The sequence below is a fragment of the Aquiflexum sp. genome (assembly GCF_041751335.1).
Classification (GTDB): Bacteria; Bacteroidota; Bacteroidia; order Cytophagales; family Cyclobacteriaceae; genus Aquiflexum.
Genome location: NZ_JBGSXS010000148.1, coordinates 53,596 through 72,280, shown reverse-complemented (window position 1 = coordinate 72,280; position 18,685 = coordinate 53,596). Strand labels below are relative to the sequence as shown.

At 37.7% G+C, this 18,685-nt stretch carries 19 protein-coding genes; 6 read left to right on the top strand and 13 right to left on the bottom strand.

What is annotated here, in order from left to right:
- Positions 1 to 129: 129 nt before the first annotated feature.
- The 6 genes from ACEW8U_RS08330 to ACEW8U_RS08305 form a co-directional block, all read right to left on the bottom strand.
- Entirely contained in the window at positions 130 to 882 is a 753-nt protein-coding gene (locus ACEW8U_RS08330) for an MIP/aquaporin family protein (RefSeq protein WP_373521579.1), read from the bottom strand.
- 1 nt (position 883) lies between these two features.
- Positions 884 to 2,383, bottom strand: a complete 1,500-nt coding sequence (glpK, locus tag ACEW8U_RS08325; protein ID WP_373521578.1) for a glycerol kinase GlpK — start codon at positions 2,381 to 2,383, stop codon at positions 884 to 886.
- A gap of 2 nt (positions 2,384 to 2,385) precedes the next feature.
- Entirely contained in the window at positions 2,386 to 3,954 is a 1,569-nt protein-coding gene (locus tag ACEW8U_RS08320) for a glycerol-3-phosphate dehydrogenase/oxidase (RefSeq protein WP_373521577.1), read from the bottom strand.
- A gap of 83 nt (positions 3,955 to 4,037) precedes the next feature.
- Positions 4,038 to 4,538, bottom strand: a complete 501-nt coding sequence (locus ACEW8U_RS08315) for a histidine phosphatase family protein (RefSeq protein ID WP_373521576.1) — start codon at positions 4,536 to 4,538, stop codon at positions 4,038 to 4,040.
- 121 nt (positions 4,539 to 4,659) lie between these two features.
- Positions 4,660 to 5,220, bottom strand: coding sequence for a TlpA family protein disulfide reductase (locus ACEW8U_RS08310; RefSeq protein ID WP_373521575.1), 561 nt, complete (start codon positions 5,218 to 5,220; stop codon positions 4,660 to 4,662).
- Positions 5,221 to 5,266: 46 nt separating this feature from the next.
- Positions 5,267 to 6,001 (bottom strand): RluA family pseudouridine synthase, encoded by a 735-nt coding sequence (locus ACEW8U_RS08305; RefSeq protein WP_373521574.1) that lies wholly within the window; start codon positions 5,999 to 6,001, stop codon positions 5,267 to 5,269.
- Between the two features lie 148 nt (positions 6,002 to 6,149).
- Between ACEW8U_RS08305 and ACEW8U_RS08300 the strand changes: the two genes are divergently transcribed.
- Complete coding sequence (locus ACEW8U_RS08300) at positions 6,150 to 7,067, top strand: YihY/virulence factor BrkB family protein (protein ID WP_373521573.1); 918 nt, start codon at positions 6,150 to 6,152, stop codon at positions 7,065 to 7,067.
- A gap of 26 nt (positions 7,068 to 7,093) precedes the next feature.
- Here the strand turns inward: ACEW8U_RS08300 and ACEW8U_RS08295 are convergent, their stop codons facing one another.
- Together ACEW8U_RS08295 and ACEW8U_RS08290 are read right to left on the bottom strand one after the other, a co-directional pair.
- Positions 7,094 to 8,674, bottom strand: coding sequence for a peptide chain release factor 3 (locus ACEW8U_RS08295; RefSeq protein WP_373521572.1), 1,581 nt, complete (start codon positions 8,672 to 8,674; stop codon positions 7,094 to 7,096).
- A 119-nt stretch (positions 8,675 to 8,793) separates the two neighbouring features.
- Positions 8,794 to 10,032 carry a sensor histidine kinase gene (locus ACEW8U_RS08290; RefSeq protein WP_373521571.1) on the bottom strand — a complete coding sequence of 413 codons (1,239 nt, stop codon included), beginning with the start codon at positions 10,030 to 10,032 and terminating at the stop codon, positions 8,794 to 8,796.
- A gap of 141 nt (positions 10,033 to 10,173) precedes the next feature.
- Here ACEW8U_RS08290 and ACEW8U_RS08285 point away from each other — a divergent pair, with 141 nt between their 5' ends.
- Positions 10,174 to 10,644, top strand: coding sequence for a Dps family protein (locus ACEW8U_RS08285; protein WP_373521570.1), 471 nt, complete (start codon positions 10,174 to 10,176; stop codon positions 10,642 to 10,644).
- A 54-nt stretch (positions 10,645 to 10,698) separates the two neighbouring features.
- On the opposite strand, the gene lipA is transcribed toward ACEW8U_RS08285, so the two are convergent.
- Together lipA and ACEW8U_RS08275 are read right to left on the bottom strand one after the other, a co-directional pair.
- On the bottom strand, positions 10,699 to 11,577 hold the full coding sequence (lipA, locus tag ACEW8U_RS08280) for a lipoyl synthase (RefSeq protein ID WP_373521569.1): 879 nt from the start codon (positions 11,575 to 11,577) through the stop codon (positions 10,699 to 10,701).
- A gap of 195 nt (positions 11,578 to 11,772) precedes the next feature.
- Complete coding sequence (locus ACEW8U_RS08275) at positions 11,773 to 12,501, bottom strand: hypothetical protein (RefSeq protein WP_373521581.1); 729 nt, start codon at positions 12,499 to 12,501, stop codon at positions 11,773 to 11,775.
- 232 nt (positions 12,502 to 12,733) lie between these two features.
- On the opposite strand from ACEW8U_RS08275, the gene ACEW8U_RS08270 reads away from it, so the two are divergent.
- The 4 genes from ACEW8U_RS08270 (at position 12,734) to sdaAA (ending at position 16,604) form a co-directional block, all read left to right on the top strand.
- Positions 12,734 to 13,282, top strand: a complete 549-nt coding sequence (locus tag ACEW8U_RS08270; RefSeq protein WP_373521568.1) for an RNA polymerase sigma factor — start codon at positions 12,734 to 12,736, stop codon at positions 13,280 to 13,282.
- Complete coding sequence (locus ACEW8U_RS08265; protein ID WP_373521567.1) at positions 13,263 to 14,633, top strand: hypothetical protein; 1,371 nt, start codon at positions 13,263 to 13,265, stop codon at positions 14,631 to 14,633. Before ACEW8U_RS08270 ends, ACEW8U_RS08265 begins: the two co-directional genes overlap by 20 nt.
- Positions 14,634 to 14,635: 2 nt before the next feature.
- Positions 14,636 to 15,595 carry an FKBP-type peptidyl-prolyl cis-trans isomerase gene (locus ACEW8U_RS08260; RefSeq protein WP_373521566.1) on the top strand — a complete coding sequence of 320 codons (960 nt, stop codon included), beginning with the start codon at positions 14,636 to 14,638 and terminating at the stop codon, positions 15,593 to 15,595.
- A 100-nt stretch (positions 15,596 to 15,695) separates the two neighbouring features.
- Positions 15,696 to 16,604 carry an L-serine ammonia-lyase, iron-sulfur-dependent, subunit alpha gene (gene sdaAA, locus ACEW8U_RS08255; protein ID WP_373521565.1) on the top strand — a complete coding sequence of 303 codons (909 nt, stop codon included), beginning with the start codon at positions 15,696 to 15,698 and terminating at the stop codon, positions 16,602 to 16,604.
- Here the strand turns inward: sdaAA and ACEW8U_RS08250 are convergent.
- Genes ACEW8U_RS08250 through upp form a run of 3 tightly spaced genes read right to left on the bottom strand, consistent with a single transcriptional unit; the run spans position 16,593 to position 18,632 of the window.
- Positions 16,593 to 17,051, bottom strand: coding sequence for a hypothetical protein (locus ACEW8U_RS08250; protein WP_373521564.1), 459 nt, complete (start codon positions 17,049 to 17,051; stop codon positions 16,593 to 16,595). The genes sdaAA and ACEW8U_RS08250 overlap by 12 nt on opposite strands.
- Positions 17,048 to 17,971: a calcium/sodium antiporter gene (locus tag ACEW8U_RS08245; protein WP_373521563.1), complete on the bottom strand. Its 924-nt coding sequence runs from the start codon at positions 17,969 to 17,971 to the stop codon at positions 17,048 to 17,050. The genes ACEW8U_RS08250 and ACEW8U_RS08245 overlap by 4 nt, the downstream gene beginning before the upstream one ends.
- 7 nt (positions 17,972 to 17,978) lie before the next feature.
- Positions 17,979 to 18,632, bottom strand: coding sequence for a uracil phosphoribosyltransferase (gene upp / locus ACEW8U_RS08240; protein ID WP_373521562.1), 654 nt, complete (start codon positions 18,630 to 18,632; stop codon positions 17,979 to 17,981).
- Positions 18,633 to 18,685 lie beyond the last annotated feature (53 nt).

The following is an 18,685-nucleotide window of genomic DNA, read 5'->3' as shown; positions in this document are numbered from 1 at the left end:
TAGTTGGGTTACTGGTATTTCAAAATTGATCAATAGTAGCTATACGAAATATCATGGAACGGAGATAAAGCAGATTAAGTAGAATGGCACTGATTAAAATCAGCCTGTAAGGCCTCATCAAATTTCCATTCAAACCATCCCGCCAGCTCCCAGTAACAAATAAATCCCAGCTGCTATTGATGCTCCAATGATTGGTCCCAGGATTGGTACCCAGCTATATGACCAATCACTTGTTCCTTTTCCTTTGATCGGGAGTAATTGGTGCATCAGTCTAGGGCCAAAATCTCGGGCTGGATTGATGGCATATCCTGTTGTGCCACCCAGTGATAAACCGATTACCCAAACCAAAAAAGCTACAGGCAAAGCACCCAATGCTCCTAATCCTATTGGAACCTGCTGACCGTTAAAGTCTGTAATCACAGGGTCTGTTGAATACAGAATCACTATGATCAAGACTGAAGTGCCGATAATTTCCGAAAAGAGATTGGAAGGGAGATTTCTGATTGCCGGCACAGTTCCGAAGGGAGCGAATTTGAGACCTGCATCCTCTGTGGCATCAAAATGATCTTTGTAGATCAAATAAGATATAGTGGCACCAAACATGGCACCTAAGATTTGGGCTAAAACATAACTTGGAACCATTGCCCAATCAAAAAATCCAACAATGGCCAAACCGATACTGACAGCAGGATTGAGATGCGCGCCACTGTGAGGACCAGCCACCACTACACCAATAAATACACCCAATGCCCAAGCTGTGGTAATTACTATCCAGCCGCTGTTGTTTCCCTTTGTACCTTTCAAAACAACATTTGCTACAACACCCGAACCCATGGTAATTAGAAGAGAGGTGCCTATAAACTCTGCTACAAATGCATCCATATTATTCTACCCAGTTTTTAGACCTTTCTACTGCCTTGTGCCAAAAATGTAAATATTTTTCTATTTTTTCTTTGTCCATCTTTGGTTCGAAACTTTTGTCGGCCTCCCATAGGGATTTGAGTTCCTCTTCATCCTTCCAGAATCCAACTGCCAACCCGGCCAAAAATGCTGCGCCAATAGCTGTTGTTTCGATGATTTTTGGTCTGGTAATTTTACAATCCAAAATATCTGATTGGAATTGCATCAGAAAATTATTCGCTGTGGCACCACCATCTACCCGGAGTTCCACAGTAAGTTCACCACTATCTTTCTCCATGGCTTTGAGTACATCATAGACCTGATAGGCGATGGCTTCCAATGCGGCTCTGGTCATATGTGCGATTGTCGTTCCTCGCGTAATACCAAAAAATGCTCCTCTGGCATCCTGATCCCAATGAGGCGCACCAAGTCCTGACAAAGCAGGTACAAAATATACTCCATCATTGTCTTCCAGGCTTTCAGCCAATTTTTCACTTTCTTTGGCGTGTCCAAAAAATTCTATGCCATCTCTCAACCACTGGATGGCAGCCCCTCCAATAAACACCGAACCTTCCAATGCATAATTTACCTTCCCATTTACCTCCCAGGCTATGGTTGTAAGTAATCTATTGTTGGATTTTACAGGTCTCTCACCTGTGTTCATTACCAAAAAGCAACCTGTACCATACGTCGTTTTTGCCATCCCTGATTGTGTACAAAGCTGTCCGAACAATGCTGCCTGCTGATCTCCCGCAATTCCGGCTATTGGAATTTTGTCGGATAAAATGTCTCCTGAAGTTTCTCCATACACTTCTGAGCTTGATTTGACCTCAGGGAGGATAGATTCTGGAATCTCAAATAATTCCAACAATTCTTTGTCCCATTTCCTATTATGGATATTAAAAACCATTGTCCGGCTGGCGTTGGTGATGTCTGTGAGGTGATGTTTCCCATCTGTAAGTTTCCATACCAGCCAAGTATCCACTGTTCCAAAAGCCAATTCTCCTTTAGCAGCCTTATCTCTTGCGCCTTCCACATTATCCAGTATCCATTTAATTTTAGTTGCTGAAAAATAGGCATCTAAAATCAAACCCGTTTTTGAGGCGATCATTTCTGCTTTCCCCTCTGCTTTTAATTGGTCACAATAAGCCGATGTTCTTCTATCCTGCCAAACAATGGCGTTGTATATTGGTTTCCCATTTTTTCTATCCCAAAGGATTGTCGTTTCCCTTTGATTGGTAATGCCAATTCCTTCGATTTCACTGGCTTTAATATCCTCTTTTGCCAGAGATTCGATCAATACAGCAGATTGACTTGTCCAGATTTCTTGCGGGTCATGTTCTACCCAACCTGATTTGGGAAAGTGTTGCTTGAAATCTTTCTGAGCTACAGAAACTATCTGACCCTTCTTGTTAAAAATAATAGATCTAGAGCTGGTTGTACCTTGATCCAGCGCCATGATGTATTGTTCTTTTTGGCTCATGGTTATTGGGTTATAATATATTTATTAACAGTTTTTTCAAATTCTTCCAATTCATCTGCTATCCAGGCATCGTCCTGACCCATTTCTTCGGCCATAATTTTTGCTGCTTTTGGCCCCATCTCTTTGGCAGCTTTGGCATCCAAGAGCATAATTCTGAATCTTCGTGACATGATGTCTTCAAGCTTCACAGCCATTTCGTTTCTCAACATCCATATCAGTTCTGCCACTGTAAAGGGGTGATTTGAATGTAGTTTTTCTGCCCATTTAGGATGGTCTTTGATCATGGATTTGATCTGGGATGCATCGGATCCATATACAGACATGTGCCCTTCCTCGGGATTTTTTGTATATCCATGAAGTTTCTGGTTTGCTGACTTGCTGGCTTTCATGGATTCTCCGGTGACTTCGGAAAAATAGTCCACAGTATCCTCTCCCATTTTTCTGAAAGTGGTCCATTTTCCTCCAGTTATGGTGACCAGTTTTGAATCTGAGACAATTACTTTATGGCTTCTGGAAATCTCTTTGGTTTTGGCACCTTTTTCTTTAGGGGCAGCCAAGGGCCTCAATCCTGCAAATACAGATAACACATCAGATCGCAATGGTTTTTTGGTCAGGTATGCCTGAGCAGTTTCCAATACAAAATTTATCTCTTTTTCTAATGCCTCTGGTTCGAGTTTGGCTTTGTCCACTAGGGTATCTGTTGTTCCAACGACTAATTTTCCATGCCATGGAACAGCAAAAAGCACCCTTCCATCTGAGGTTTTAGGTATCATCAATGCATCATTGCCTCCCAGAAATGATTGGTCGAAAACAAGATGAATTCCTTGACTTGGTTGAATGCTCTTCCGAACACCTGGTTGATCCATTTGCAGGATTTTGTCAGCAAAAACACCAGTCGCATTGACAACCATTTTTGCTTTGATTTTGATATGATTATCACCGATTTGATCAACAAACATCAAACCATTGACTTTTCCATTTTCGTCTTTGGTCAGCTCGGATACTTTGGCATAATTGAGCACGCAGCCGCCCAATTCATCACAGGTCTGGGCAATAGCTATGATCATTCTAGCATCGTCAAACTGGCCATCATGATACACCACGCCTCCTTTTAATCCAGATTGTTTGATTTGGGGAAGTCTGTTAATAGTTTCTTTTTTATTGATAAACTTGGATTTACCTAATCTCCATTTACCTGCCATCCAATCATAAATCTTGAGCCCTACACTGTATTGTAGTTTATCAAACCAAGTATAAATTGGTATGATGAAAGGTTGGTTATAAGTAAGGTGTGGCGCATTGGCAAGAAGCCTTCCTCTTTCTTTAAGAGCTTCCAATACTAGCCCTACATCTCCTTGCGCAAGGTAACGGACACCTCCATGCAGCAATTTTGTACTCCTGCTAGATGTACCTTTTGCAAAATCTGACTTGTCCAATAAAACTACTGAGAGTCCCCGGGATAATGCATCTAAAGCCACTCCAAAGCCTGAAGCACCTCCTCCGATTACAGCAATATCCCAAATTTTATCTTGACTTTCTTTCAGCCTCTTAAGGCTTAATGACCTATTCATAACGAAAAATTTTTTCTTTTCAAGATATCAAAAAATCCCCGAAAAAAAATTGAAACATTAGGAAATATGAAATCTTCCAATTTTTAAAAGTCTTTATACAACTTCCTTTCGGCTGAAGAACTTCCATTTTCGAATAAGGTCACCACAAAAATATAGTTATATGCAATGTCTTCAAGTTCGGGGTACTTTTCACCTGACCCCACAAAATAATTAACCACATGGTGAATGGAATTACCATGTCCTACAACAACTGCATCCCCTTTCCTAGTTCTCAAATCTTTTTCAAGGTTATCATGATTTTTGACGTCATAGGTTTCTATTAATATGCCAAGTTTATCGGCCAAAGGCTGAACTGTAGCTTTTGTTCTGATAGTATTGGTGCTGTAAATATGCTGGATGTCCTTTTCTTCAAGTATCTGCGCCAGCTTTTTTGATCTGACGGTCCCTGCCACATTCAATTGAGGATCATCTCCTACCAATATTTTTTCTGCATGCCTGACGATGTAGATTGTTTTCGGCTCTTGGTTGGGACTACAGGAAAGCACAGTGATTATTAAAAGAATAATGATCAAGTATCTTTTCATGTTTTGGTATTAAATGAAGTAGTTATTATTGACTGATTAAAATCAGAAATGGTTTCGGAATCTAAAGTATCAAAAAAGTATATTGGATAGAAGAAATTAAAAATAAATTGGCCAGAAGACTTTACAACTTACTGATTTCAAGTATTCTATTTTGATACCAATTAAATATGGATTCGTAGGCAATGGGGTGGGTGAATTTTTCCAAAAGAATTCCATTTTTAATTATAAAATGTGTAGGGGAGGAGACCACATTGAATTTGTTTTCTACTTCATTTCTATTCATGAGCATGGTTTTATAACCAAAATCCCCAGTTTTATCAAAGTGTTTTCTGGTTTTGTCCTCATGACTCATAGAATAACTTAAAAATAAAATTTCATCATTTTTCTTAAACAATTCTGTCAATTTGGACAAAAAAGGTTCTTCTTGTTTACAGCCTTTGCATCCTACATACCAGATATTGATGACAAGGGTTTTGTCCTTAAGTGTTTCAACCGGTATCAATTGCCAATCCAGAGAAAGGTAATCTACTAATGGGAATTCGTTTCCAATAGCAGGGCCTTGATTTCTCAGAGCTTTTCCTGTTTCAAAAGGAAAATCTGATTGTTGTTTAGAGTTAGTTTGAGCCAAGCATATCGAAACAGAAAAAAATAAAACCATAATACCTTTCAATATCATCTTCATTGTTACCATATCCTAAATTATATAAAATATGGCTTTATTTCAACAGTTAGCCACTATAAGTATTGTCTATATGTTGATCTTTTCCCTTATGAGGCTCAAATTCCAGATACTGCTCCCAAAATGGTTCTTCCGGTAATGCGGCTCTAAGGTAAAGTTTTTCCTTTTTAATAGGATGGACAAATACTAGGTGGAAAGCGTGCAAATTGATGCTGGCATCCGGATTGGCTTTGGAAAAACCATATTTCAAATCACCACGGATAGGACATCCCATGCTGGCCAATTGAACCCTGATTTGGTGCGGACGGCCTGATACTGGTCTTACCTCTACTAGCCAATGGTCATTGAGTTTGCCCATTCTTTTATAATTCAATTCGGCTTTCTGGGAACCTTCTACCTCTTTTTCATAAGCAGTCACCACGTTGCGTTGTTCATCTTTGATAAGGTAATGTGTCAATTTGCCAATCTCTTCCTTAGGTTTGCTTTTGACAACTGCCCAATAGACTTTGTGAATTTCTCGTTTGCGGAAAAGCTCCATCATCCTTTCAAGGCCTTTAGAAGTCCTCGCAAATACAACAAGTCCGCTAACAGGTCTGTCAAGTCTGTGGACAGGATGAAGAAATACATCGCCTGGCTTGTTGTATTTTTTTTTGATATAATCCCTACAATAGTCTGTGAGGGTTTTGTCTTTGGTTTTGTCTCCTTGGACTAAAATTCCCGCAGCTTTATTAACTATCAAGAGGTGATTGTCCTCATAGACTACGGAAAATGGTTTTTTTCTCATTTCAAGTTCGTGGATTTTTCTACAAAGATATTTTATTAATTACAGACATCGGGGTCTTTTTTGAATTTTATGTTAAATTAAGCTCAAGTTGTAAATTTTGACAGCTAAGTCACTTGAAATGTAATAACTGTCTTAATAGACTTAATAGATGAATCCGAAAAAGACATTTAGTGATACCATAGAAATTCTCAAGAAGACATTTGAATACGTAAGGCAGGACCAACCGATAGTTTACAGCGCGGCAATTGCATTTTTCACCTTATTTTCGTTACCGGCCATCTTGGTCATCATTGTTTCTATTGGAACTGTCTTTTTTGAAAGATCAGAAATCAAAAGTGAAATCATTAGCCAAATAGAACTTAACGTTGATCCAGAAACGGCTGAACAGGTGAATGAAGTATTGAATAAGGTAATGAACCTACCCGACTCAGTTCTTTTTATCATTATTGCTGTTTTGGTCATTTTTAAAAGCGCCTCGATGATTTTCGGTATTCTTCAAAAAGCGCTTAACTCTATATGGAAAGTAAAACTCAAGAAAGGGATCAGTTTTTGGCAAGTTGCAAAATACCGGTTCATACCCTTATTATTTGTATTCGGCTTGGGGTTTTTACTGGTGTTGACATTATTTGTCGATATACTTCAAACCTACGTTGCTAATGTTGCCAAAGGGATACTGCCGGAGAGTATTGAATCCATATTGATTGGCTTTACAAATTTGATTTTCAATTTTTCAGTGGTGATGCTTTTCTTTACCATAGTCCACAAAACATTACCTGACGCCATTATCCAGTGGAAAGATGCATTTGCAGGAGGCATCATTACGACATTTCTGTTTTTGATTGGAACTAGACTTATTAAGCTTATTATTTCCAACATTGACCTCAACAATTATTATTCTGCAGCCGGTTCTTTGGTTGTTCTCTTGCTTTGGATTTTCTACAGTTCATTGATCCTATTTCTCTGCGGTGAAATCACAAAAGCCTACGCCATTCAACGTGGGCACAAAATTCAGCCTAAACCAATAGCAGTGCGCTATTCAGTCACTTTGCATGAAGAAAATGATTGATTGGATAAATCAGAAAATTGCACAGGTCAAAATTCCGAAGTGAAATGGAACTCAATTTCAGGGTAGTTTTCTTGGACCATTTGAAGCCAGGATTTGGATTCTGCCATAAAGACCAGTTTCCCATCTTTATCATAGGCAATATGTCTGTTTTTTGACCTCACAAATTCATCCAACTGCTTTTTGTCCTTGCTGCTGATCCAGCAGGCCTTATATAGGTTCATTGGGGCAAATTCCACAGAAGCATTGTATTCATTTTTCAACCTGAATTGAATGACCTCAAACTGCAATTGCCCAACCGTACCTACAACTTTTCTATTTCCCATTTCATAGGTGAAATACTGTGCAACTCCTTCTTCCATCAACTGTTTCAGACCTTTCTCCAATTGCTTTGTTTTCATGGCGTCTTTGTTGATGACTTCTTTGAAAATCTCTGGAGAAAAACTCGGGATTCCTTTGAAAGTCATGTTTTCACCTTCTGTAAGGGTATCTCCAATTTTCAGGTTTCCTGTATCAAAAAGGCCTACAATATCCCCCGGGAAAGCTTCATCCACAATTTCCCTGTCCTGGGCCATAAATTGTGTCACATTGGAAAACCTTAATGGTTTAGGTCCTCGGACATGGTTGTATGGTTTGTTCCTTTCAAATTTTCCAGAACAGATTCTCAAGAAGGCGATTCTGTTTCTATGGTTGGGGTCCATGTTTGCATGGATTTTGAATACAAACCCTGAGAATTTTGGTTCATCCGGTAATACTTCTCTTTCTTCGGTATATCTACTTTTGGGTGTAGGTGCAATTTGGATAAAAGTATCCAGCATTTCATTTACCCCGAAATTATTCACTGCTGAGCCAAAAAATACCGGAGCAATCTTCCCTTCTAAATATTCTTTTGGATCAAAATCCGGATAAACTCCTTCAATTAATTCCACATCTTCTCTAAGCTGATTGGCGTTATTTGTACCGATCAGTTTATCTAATTTTTCGTCATCAAGGTTGTCAAAGGACACTCTTGCATCACTTAATTTTCTCTGGCTAGGACTAAAAAGGTTCAGTTTTTTGTCAAAGAGATTATACACACCTTTGAAGCCTTTTCCCATTCCGATCGGCCACGATAAGGGTCTTACTTGTATATTCAATTTTTCTTCCACCTCATCCAATAACTCATAAGGATCTCTACCTTCCCGATCAAGTTTATTGATAAAACAAATGACAGGTGTATTTCTCATCCTACAGACTTCCATGAGTTTTTCGGTCTGGATTTCAACACCTTTCACACAGTCTATGACCATAATGACTGAATCCACTGCTGTAAGCGTTCTGTATGTATCCTCTGCAAAGTCTTGGTGCCCAGGTGTATCCAACAAATTGATTTTTATTCCTTTGTATTCAAATCCCATTACGGAAGTAGCCACAGAGATACCTCTTTGTTTTTCTATTTCCATCCAGTCGGATTTGGTGGCAGTATCTATTTTATTGGACTTGACTGCCCCGGCGGTCTGAATTGCACCACCAAAAAGTAATAATTTTTCGGTCAGTGTAGTCTTTCCCGCATCGGGGTGGGCGATGATGGCAAAAGTTCTTCTCTTTTGTATTTCTTTATTCAGGCTCATGCAATTTACTGATTCTGTAATTTTCAGCCTGCAAAGGTAAGGTTTTAATTTATAGGTTGGAAGGTTCTTAAACTTTAATCCGATCGCAAAAGTTGAAGGGTAAGCTCATCTACTTTTGATCAGGCTTTTTGACTCAAAAAATCTTCCCTTTTGAATCCGGAAATCCCTTCTTTGGTCCCATTGAGGACAATTCTGAAAGTTGTGCCTTTGCCAGGTTCAGAATTTTTCACAAAAATTTTACCATTATGATATCCTTCTATGATTCTCTTTGCCAAGGTGAGGCCTAGACCCCAGCCTCTTTGGCGCGTTGTAAATCCCGGATTAAAAACCTTTTTATACATATTTTTCTCCATTCCTTTTCCGGTATCTGTGATGTCCACAAATACGTAACGCTCACTTTCTTTGATGATATCAATGGAGATTTCTCCTTGTCCCTTCATGGCGTCAACAGCATTTTTGCAGAGATTTTCTATCACCCATTCAAAAAGGGGCTTGTTCAGCATGGCATCAATGTTATTTGCATATCCACTTACTTTCATTTCTACTTTGGTCGAAATCCGTGGTCTTAGGTAGTTGATTGCCTCATCCACTACAGAAAAGACATTTTCAGGCTGAATGGAAGGGGTGCTGCCTATGGAACTGAATCGCTCAGTCACCATTCGGAGTTTGACAACATCTTTGTCCATCTCTTTGATCACTTCCTTATTTTCCTCCCAGACGGGAGAATTGCGGAGATAATCAATCCACGCCATCAAAGATGCTATCGGAGTACCAAGTTGATGGGCTGTCTCCTTGGTTAGTCCGGCCCAAACTCTGTTTTGCTCTGCGATTTTGGATTGGTTAAAAACCGCATAAGCCAATGCTCCAAAGACGAGGATTACAGCCAATTGTATATAGGGATAGTATTTCAAAGAAGTCAGTAATTCAGAATTTCGATAATAAACCAAAAAAGAATCCTCTATTAGGATGGGTTCATATTCAGCCTTCATGATTTCAAGTTCCTTTTCGATCACTTTATCAATTTCATCAGCGTCGGCATTTTTCTTGAATTTTATATTCCTATTTTCAATTGGGTTTCCATCCAAATCAACAATAATTACAGGAATCGAGCTGTTTTGCTTGATGATTTCTTCATTGATGAAGCTGAGTGCATCTGTATTGACAGAAGCATATTCTAGGGCTATAGCAAATAATTGAATCTGCCTTCTTTCCCGCTCTTTCAGTTCCTCTACAAGAAGATTGGTATAATATATTGATCCGAAACTAATTATTACTGAACTGATAAAAATGAGCCATTTGATTCGGTTCTTATTTTGGTAGAAGTCTAAGATGGCAATGTCCTGAAGTTTGTTCTTCATTGGGATGTGAATGGATGAAGCTATTTAATAGAAAACTCAATTTGTCAATAGATATTATCAATCTGACAAAATTACTTTTTCCAACCCGATGGCTTTATTTTTGTACATGGTATATTGTTACAAACCATAAATATAAAAATTATGAGCACAAACGATATCGGATTAGAAATAAAAGAAAGTAAGGTATTGGTTAAAAAATTGAACAGCTTATTGGCCAATTATGAGATTTATTACCAAAACCTGAGAAATTTTCATTGGAATGTTACTGGGCCCAACTTTTTTGAGCTTCATGCCAAATTTGAGGAGCTATATAATGCTGCCACTTTGGCAATAGATGAAACTGCTGAAAGAATCCTTACGCTTGGAGAAAGACCTTTTTCTTCATTCAGTGAATTCATCGAAAATTCTGAAATAAAAGAAGCCATGAAGATTCAGGATTCCAAAAAAATGGTAGAAATTATCAGAGACAATCTAAATACCTTGTTGAAATTGGAGCGTTCGGTATTGGAAGTTGCTGGTGAACAGGGTGATGAAGGTACGGTAACTTTGATGAGTGATTATATCACAGCCAAAGAAAAAACTGTTTGGATGCTTTCAGCTTATTTGAAATAAGTTTTAAGTCTGTTCAAAAAAAAGAGGATGGGTTTCTACCTATCCTCTATATTTTTATACATTAACATGCCTCTCTGCATGGTATGAGGACCTGACCAAAGGACCTGATTCTACATATTTTATTCCTCGTTTCAATCCCTCTTCTCTGTATTCAGCAAATAAATCAGGATGGATAAATTCTGCAACCTCAATATGCATTTTGGTTGGTTGAAGGTATTGTCCTAAAGTAAGGATATCACAGCCATGAATTACAAGATCATCCATTGCCTTCAATACTTCATCTTTTTTTTCTCCCAAACCTAACATGATTCCCGTTTTGGTTCTCTTACCATATTCCTTGGTAAGTTTGATCTGCTCAAGAGATCGAGTATATTTTGCTTGAGGTCTGACGCGTCGGTAAAGACTCTCAACTGTTTCCACATTATGTGACACAACTTCTTGACCGCCACTGATCATCTTGTAAAGGGCATCCCAGTTGGATTTGACATCAGGAATTAAAGTTTCAATCGTCGTTTGTGGAGAAAGCTTTTTTGTCTCAATTACTGTCTGATACCAAATTTCAGCACCTTTATCTTTAAGTTCGTCTCTATTGACAGAAGTGATAACGGCATGCTTAACGCCCATTAATTGAATAGCTTCGGCTACCCGTCTTGGTTCATCTGTATCATATTCAGGTGGTCTTCCAGTTGCCACTGCACAGAAAGAACAGGATCTCGTACAGACATTACCCAAAATCATAAAAGTTGCGGTGCCTGCACCCCAGCATTCACCCATATTGGGACAATTGCCACTTTCACAGATAGTATGCAATTTATGTTCATCTACCAATTTTCTAACTTTGGCGTATTCTTTTCCAATAGGCAATTTAACTCTCAACCAATCCGGTTTTTTTCGTTTGGTTGCTTCTTCGGAGATTACTGGAAGTTCGATCATTTTCTATTTTTTATGGAAGTCCAAAATTAACCCTACTTTGTCAAGATTGATTATATAAACAAAATTTATAGCGCTTTTTTGGTAATATCTCTATCAATTTTAGGATTTATAATGATAAATCTACTAGGTACTTGTCATTGGAAAGTATGAAGAGGTAGAAATATTTTCAATGTGCCACTAAAATCTTCGGATTTATTATTTCCTAAATCCATAAAAGAAAGTGAAATAAACAGATTGGAATATTTGCCGACTTTCAACGGTGGGTATCAAGGGGATTTCTTTGGTAAAACCTTCTAATTGGTAACCTAGTTCCAAGCCGGTTACATTTGACTTGAAGACCCCGAATTCAAAATTGACTGCTGCTTTTGCATTCGCTCCAAATGCAATGTCTGATTGACCGAGACCTTCAAATATCCTACCTGGTCCTATAATATTGAAACGGCTTTGATGTACTGCCGGATTGAATTGCTCTCTTACAGTCTCTAATCTGTTGACAGCATATTCTATAACATAGGGGGCAATAATACCTATGCTGGGACCTATTGCACCTAAGACTGAGACCTGAACCCCTTGTTGTGGAGCCTTCTTGAATACAATCAACTCTCTTCCATAATATGGTCTTATAGAATACAGATAGTTTGATTTTCCAAAGATGTATGAGTTTCCTAAAACAGTATTGTAACGAACCTCTTTGGGATCTTTAACATTGACCATATCAAGTCCAAAAAACTGAAAATTTGTTTCGTCAATCCTGAAACCCATTTTCAAAGCAAATCCACCAATCAATCCACCATTGGTATTTTTATTCACTCCAAAAAGGACTTCGCTTTCATATTCGTAATCTCCTGCGTCTTCCCTTTGGGCATTGGCTGAAAAATAAAGACTTAGAAAAAGAAAGGGTAGAATGTATTTTATTGCTTTCATCATATTTATGGTGATGAATTTAACGGTAAATTTGTATCTATGTTACTTAACCAAAAATAAAAATAAGGGTTTATACTAACTTAAAAAAGTTGCTTCAATATATTCCTTAAAGGATATGTAATATGGGTTAAAATTAACAAAAAATGTGGAATGATATTTTTTTCAAAATCTTGTAGCGTTTTAGCAATGAATTGCGTCTAGTATCAAAGGGCCTGAAAACCAACCTATATCTTTGGAAAAACACCTGATCCAAAAAGCAAAAGATGGAGACTCCAAATCCATAGAAATGCTTTATAAGCACTTCTATGGGTATGCTATGAGTATTGCTTTGAGGTATTCTAATTCCAGAGAGGAAGCATGTGAGATTGTAAATGACAGCTTTATGAAGGCATTTGAAAAGTTGCCTCAGTATAGCCCTGAAAATTCATTTAAAGGTTGGTTTAGAAGAATCCTCATCAATACCTCGATAGATTACTATAGGAGAAATGTAAAATATTTTGCGGTAATGAATATCGAAAAAGCTGATGCTGAAGTATCCGACCCCGATATCATTGATAGCTTATCTACTCAGGACATTCTTGGAATTCTGAGGGATTTACCTGAAGTATTGAGGATTGTATTCAATATGTACGAAATAGAGGGGTATTCCCATAATGAAATTGGTGATGAACTTGGCATCCCTTCCAGTACATCAAGAACCTACTTGGCAAGGGCAAAAAAACAGTTGCGTGAAAAAGTGCAGGATTTAAATGAAATAAAAAATGAAGGAGCAATTCGATAAAAGACTTGTTGATAAGATAAAAGTCTCCTTTCAACAGCATGAGGAACCATTGGATCCTCAGGAACTTGAAAAGTTTAAGAAACTTTATCTTGGACAAAAAAATAAAGGTTTCAAAAGGATCGGTGCCTTTTGGTGGATGAGTTTTGCTGCCAGTTTGGTATTAGGAGTTTTACTTTTCAACCAATTTCAGATCACAAAAACCAACCAAAATGAAGATTCTCCTGAATTGCTGACATCTAAAGAACAAACTATTATTGATGAACAATTTTCTACACAAGATCAAAAAGAGGATCCGAAAAGGGGCTTTGGAAATAAGTTAGAAAACGAGTCAAACAGAGGTGAACAAGAAAATCTGAGGCGGACCACTGTTGAGTTTCAAAAAGCAGGTGCCGATAAAGACGCTCCTCATTTGGGTAAAATTATTGGTAAGGAATCTTTAAAATCTAAATCAATTTTAGCTGATAATAAAGAATCCATAAATAAAACCGACAAAGGGTTTGATGCAAATGAACCTTTTATTGATGCATCCAGAGCGTTGAGTTTTAAGGATGATTCTGAAACTGAACAAAAATCACTTGATTATATTAAAAATTGGTTAGGTGAAGACCTTGGGGTTCAGGAAAAACAGATGGTGGCAATGATTGAAAAAAAGAACGATCCTGTCAAACTAGGTGTTTTGGTAGCCCCTCAAACTATTTCCAATACTACCCAAACCCTAAGTTTAGGGGCAGGAATGATGTCTGAATTTTCTTTTTCCAAAAGATTGAAACTTGATGTCGGATTGGCGTATGCAAGGCAACAGATTACCCCCACTACTTCAAGTAGAAATTCATTGAGGACATCAGATGCTGTATTTACAAACACACAGTCATCAGCTGCACTATCCGAGGCAGCGAGAGCTGCATTTTCAGGGAATTTCATTAATGCATCTACGGAATTAAGTTTTGGGCAACTGGAAATCCCTATCAATCTCAAATACAAAGTCTTGGAGAATAAAAATTCCGATGTTTATTTGATATCGGGCTTTTCCAATATGATGTATTTAAACCAGCAGAATACTACCACCTTCAGCACAGCAAATCTGAATCAAGGAAATTTTGTAGGTTTGCAACCTGCAATTCAAACCTATTCCCAGACAGAAAGCCCAAATTCTGGGTCCGGAAATGTTGATTCTGGTCAAATGCTTAATTTTGGATTTGGTTATGAGCAGAATTTAAAAAATGGGACTTTTCTTTCGATCGAACCATTTTATAAATTTTCTTTGGGTGACCAAACATTCAACAATCAACAGTTCTCCATAGGCGGAATTAATCTTAGAATGAATTTCCAATTAAAAAATAAAAAAGAATAATAATGACAAAAAGAAAAGTTGTTCCGATAATAATTGGAATAGTAATGTATGGGTTGACATCCTGTTTTCCTGAAGTGGAGTCTGATCTTCAAAAGTCTATGGATAAAGATGACAGGCTTTTAAAAGAATATCTTTCCCGAAATGCTATCGATGCCATTGAAAGTCCGGTTGGTTACTTCTACAGTAAAGAAGTGGTCAATGCCACAGGTAATCAAATTGTCAATAATGAAGTAGTTGGAGTTTACTATGAAATCAGAACCACTGATGACCAATTGATTGAAAGTTATATGGATCAAACAGTTAGGCCAAGATTATATGTGCACAATGATAGCGGATTAGTTCCTAGGGCAATGAATTTTGCATCTGGACTGTCTAAAACAGGTGAAACATTAATGCTGTATGTCCCTTCCTATTTAGGCTATCAAACCTACAGTTACCAGCAATTGATTCAGCCTAATTCCAATTTAGTGATCAAAATGAAATTTGTGGATACATATTCTGAAGCCGAACTCAAGGCTATGGAGGAGGAATTAATTGAGGCTTATATTTTAGAGAATGAGTTAGTGGGATTTGAAAAAACTGTAGATGGTATGTATGTGCGAGTACTTCAGGAAGGTGAAGAAGATTCAAAGGTTTCTGCCAATAATGACATTGTCCGTTTTTCTTTCCAGTTATTTCAGCTAGATAAAGCTAACGCTATAGCTGAAAATTCAACAAATGACATTGTACAGGCAACAATAGGTAATGAAGGAAACTTAAAATTTTTGAATTTGGGTTTGAAAGGGGTCAAAAAAGATATGGAATTGGAAATGCTCATACCTTCCGATTTAGGTTTTACAAATTCCACACAAGTTTTCCCATTCATAATCAGGAAAGATCTTTTTGAAAAAGGCTTCATTAATCAAATAGCTAGGCCTAAAGAGCCGATTCGGTTTAAGGTAAAGATAGTAGAAGTAAGATAATTGAATTTATATTTGAAAGGCCTTTAATTCTTGAAATTGGAGGCCTTTTTTTTATGATGTAGAATGTCCAAATTTGTTCTCTATTTAAACCCAAATAATTATGAGTTTTCTTTTTGAAAGTTTTAAAGGATGGAAGGAATATTGCGAATCCAATCATCTGAATCTTTTCGAATCTGTGTTACAATATGAGGTTTCTCAGAAAGGTGTAACTGAAGATGAAATTTGGCGAGGTCTTTCAAAGGCATTTGAGGTAATGAAGGAAGCAGTTGAGACAGGTTTGTCGGAAGAAATGACTTCAAGGTCAGGAATGATCAATAATGGTGCGAAAAAAGTTTATAACTATCCCGTTGCTGTTCTTTCCATAGAATTTCAAAAACTAATATCACGTGCTTTGGCAGCAAAAGAGGTGAATTCTTGTATGGGTAGAGTGGTGGCAGCACCTACAGCAGGAGCTTCGGGAATTTTGCCGGGAGTATTATATACTTTACAGGAAATCCATTCTTTGGATGATAGAAAGATCCTTGAGGGTCTTCTTATTGGAGCTGGAATAGCCTTAATCATAGAGCAAAAAGCCAGTCTCGCTGGGGCTGTAGGCGGATGTCAGGCAGAGACAGGTTCTGCCGCTGCAATGGCCTCCGGGGCTATTGTATATTGTCTTGGGGGTTCGGTTGACCAAGTATTCAGCGCTGTAGCCATCACTATCCAATGTATGTTAGGCCTAGTATGTGATCCTGTTGCCGGATTGGTCGAAATTCCATGTGTAGTCAGAAATGCAAGTGCAGTCGCAATTGCCAATAGCTCTGCCCAAATTGCTTTGGCCGGAGTCAACTCAGTAATTCCTGTTGATGAATGTATTGATGCAATGGGTGAGATTGGATCCAGTATGGAAAGCAGGTATAAGGAAACAGCAATGGGAGGACTAGCCGCAACCTTGACAGGTCAGGAAATATCTAAGCGGGTATTGATTCAGGATATTGAGATTCTTCCCGACGAAGATTTAGCGGAGTAGATTGTCGAAAAATGGTATATTCAATAACCAATGGATTGAATAACCAAAAATCAAAGCCCAAGATAGTGCACTGGCCAACATATAAAAAAATATTTTTTTCTTATCCACATTAAAAGCATTCAAAATTATAGTTCCACCTATAGGGGTAAGAAAAACGGGGGTCAATACAGCGATTCCAATTGGGCCGAATTTTTTCCAAACCTTGACAATGCGTCTGGTTTTTGGGGTAAATTTTTTCCGGTTTTTTGTAAGTCTTAGGTTCCAGTGTGATTTGAACCAATCTCCCAAATAGGTCATGAAAACGACTGATGTCATCATCCCACCCACAGTTACAGTGACTATTTCCAAAAGGTTGTATCCGGCAGCCGCACCCAATATTGGTCCTGCAATGAATTTAAAAAGACATACAAAAAATATGGAAAGAAATTTAATCAGATATGGGATCATATTATCATATATAAATAAAGCCCATACAACGCTAATAAAATGAATCCTTCCAATTTGGAGACTGTCAACTTGGATTGAAGAATAGGATACAAAATTAATGTAAAGCCTATCATCCAAATAAAATCTTGTTTTAGAAATATATCCGATACCTGAATCGGACTAACCAAGGCTGTAATACCTATGATCGCCAATACATTCATGATATTACTTCCGAGGATATTTCCTATGGCTATATCAGTTTTTTTATTAAGGGCAGCAATAACAGAAGTAACCAGTTCAGGAAGACTTGTTCCAATTGCGATTATCGTTACTCCAATAACCCTTTCACTGATTCCTAAGTTTTTTGAAATATTTACTGCACTATCCACTAACATGTCCGAGCCAAAAAATAAACCCAAAATCCCTGCGAAAAGCAATAATATTGTTTTCCAAAGTGGATTTAACTCCACAGAGATTTCCTCTGAATCTAGTTGGTCTTTTCCTGAAAGCTTCCTGAAAAAATATAAATTGATTAGTATAAGTAAAATAAAAAGTATTAATCCTTCCCATCGGGAAATGGAACCATTTAGTGCCATTACGTAAAAAAGGAGTGAACTCAGGAGAGCAGCTAGATAATCCAACTTGATCACTGATTTTAATATTGCAATTGGAAATATAATTGCGCTTATTCCCAGCACAAGTGAAATATTTGAAATATTGGAGCCAATGACATTGCCCATTGCAATATCGCTATTCCCCTTGATGGCTGCATTGATACTCACAAGCAATTCTGGAGCTGAGGTGCCAAAGGCCACTATCGTAAGTCCTATGAGACCTTGACTGAGGCCAAACTTTAAAGCTAACCCTGAGGCCCCATCTACTAAAAATTTTCCTCCTGCCAATAATATGATTAGTCCAATTACTAAAAACAGATAATCCATAGTGTAATTATAGTTTTTGGCCGAAACATAAATCCCCTGCATCTCCTAAACCAGGTATAATGTAAGATTTGTCATTTAACTTATCGTCCAACGAACAAATCCAAATTTTATAGGGTATGCTCAATTGATTTTTTAAGTAATCAATACCTTCAGGAGCAGCTATAACTGATGCAATATGGATCATGGAAGGACTTCCATGTGTTTGAAGTAGGTTTTCTATTGTATTAATAAATGATTTTCCAGTGGCCAGCATAGGGTCGACAATAATCACCTCCTTTCCTTCAATATTAGGGGCTGCTTGATATAAATAATTGATTTCCACTTCTTTTGAATTTGGTAGTTCAGTTACTCGATATGCACCTATGAAACCACTATCTGCAGCATCAAATAGATTTAAAAATCCTTGATAAAAAGGAATAGCCGCTCTCATCACTGAAATTAGAATAGGTTGCTCACGGATCAGAGGTAGCGTTGTATTTCCTAATGGAGTTTCGAACGTCCTAGTGGTAAATTGAAGAGACTTGGAAATTTCATATGCCATAATTTCCCCTAACCTTTCAAGATTTTTTCTAAATCGAAGCCGGTCAATTTGTATGTTTTTATCCCGTAATTGGTAGAGATATTGATTGGCTATGGTATTTGTTTTATCAAGTATAAACATGGCAATTATGCAGTGAATAACATAAATTCAAATATCGATAATTTAACATAAAC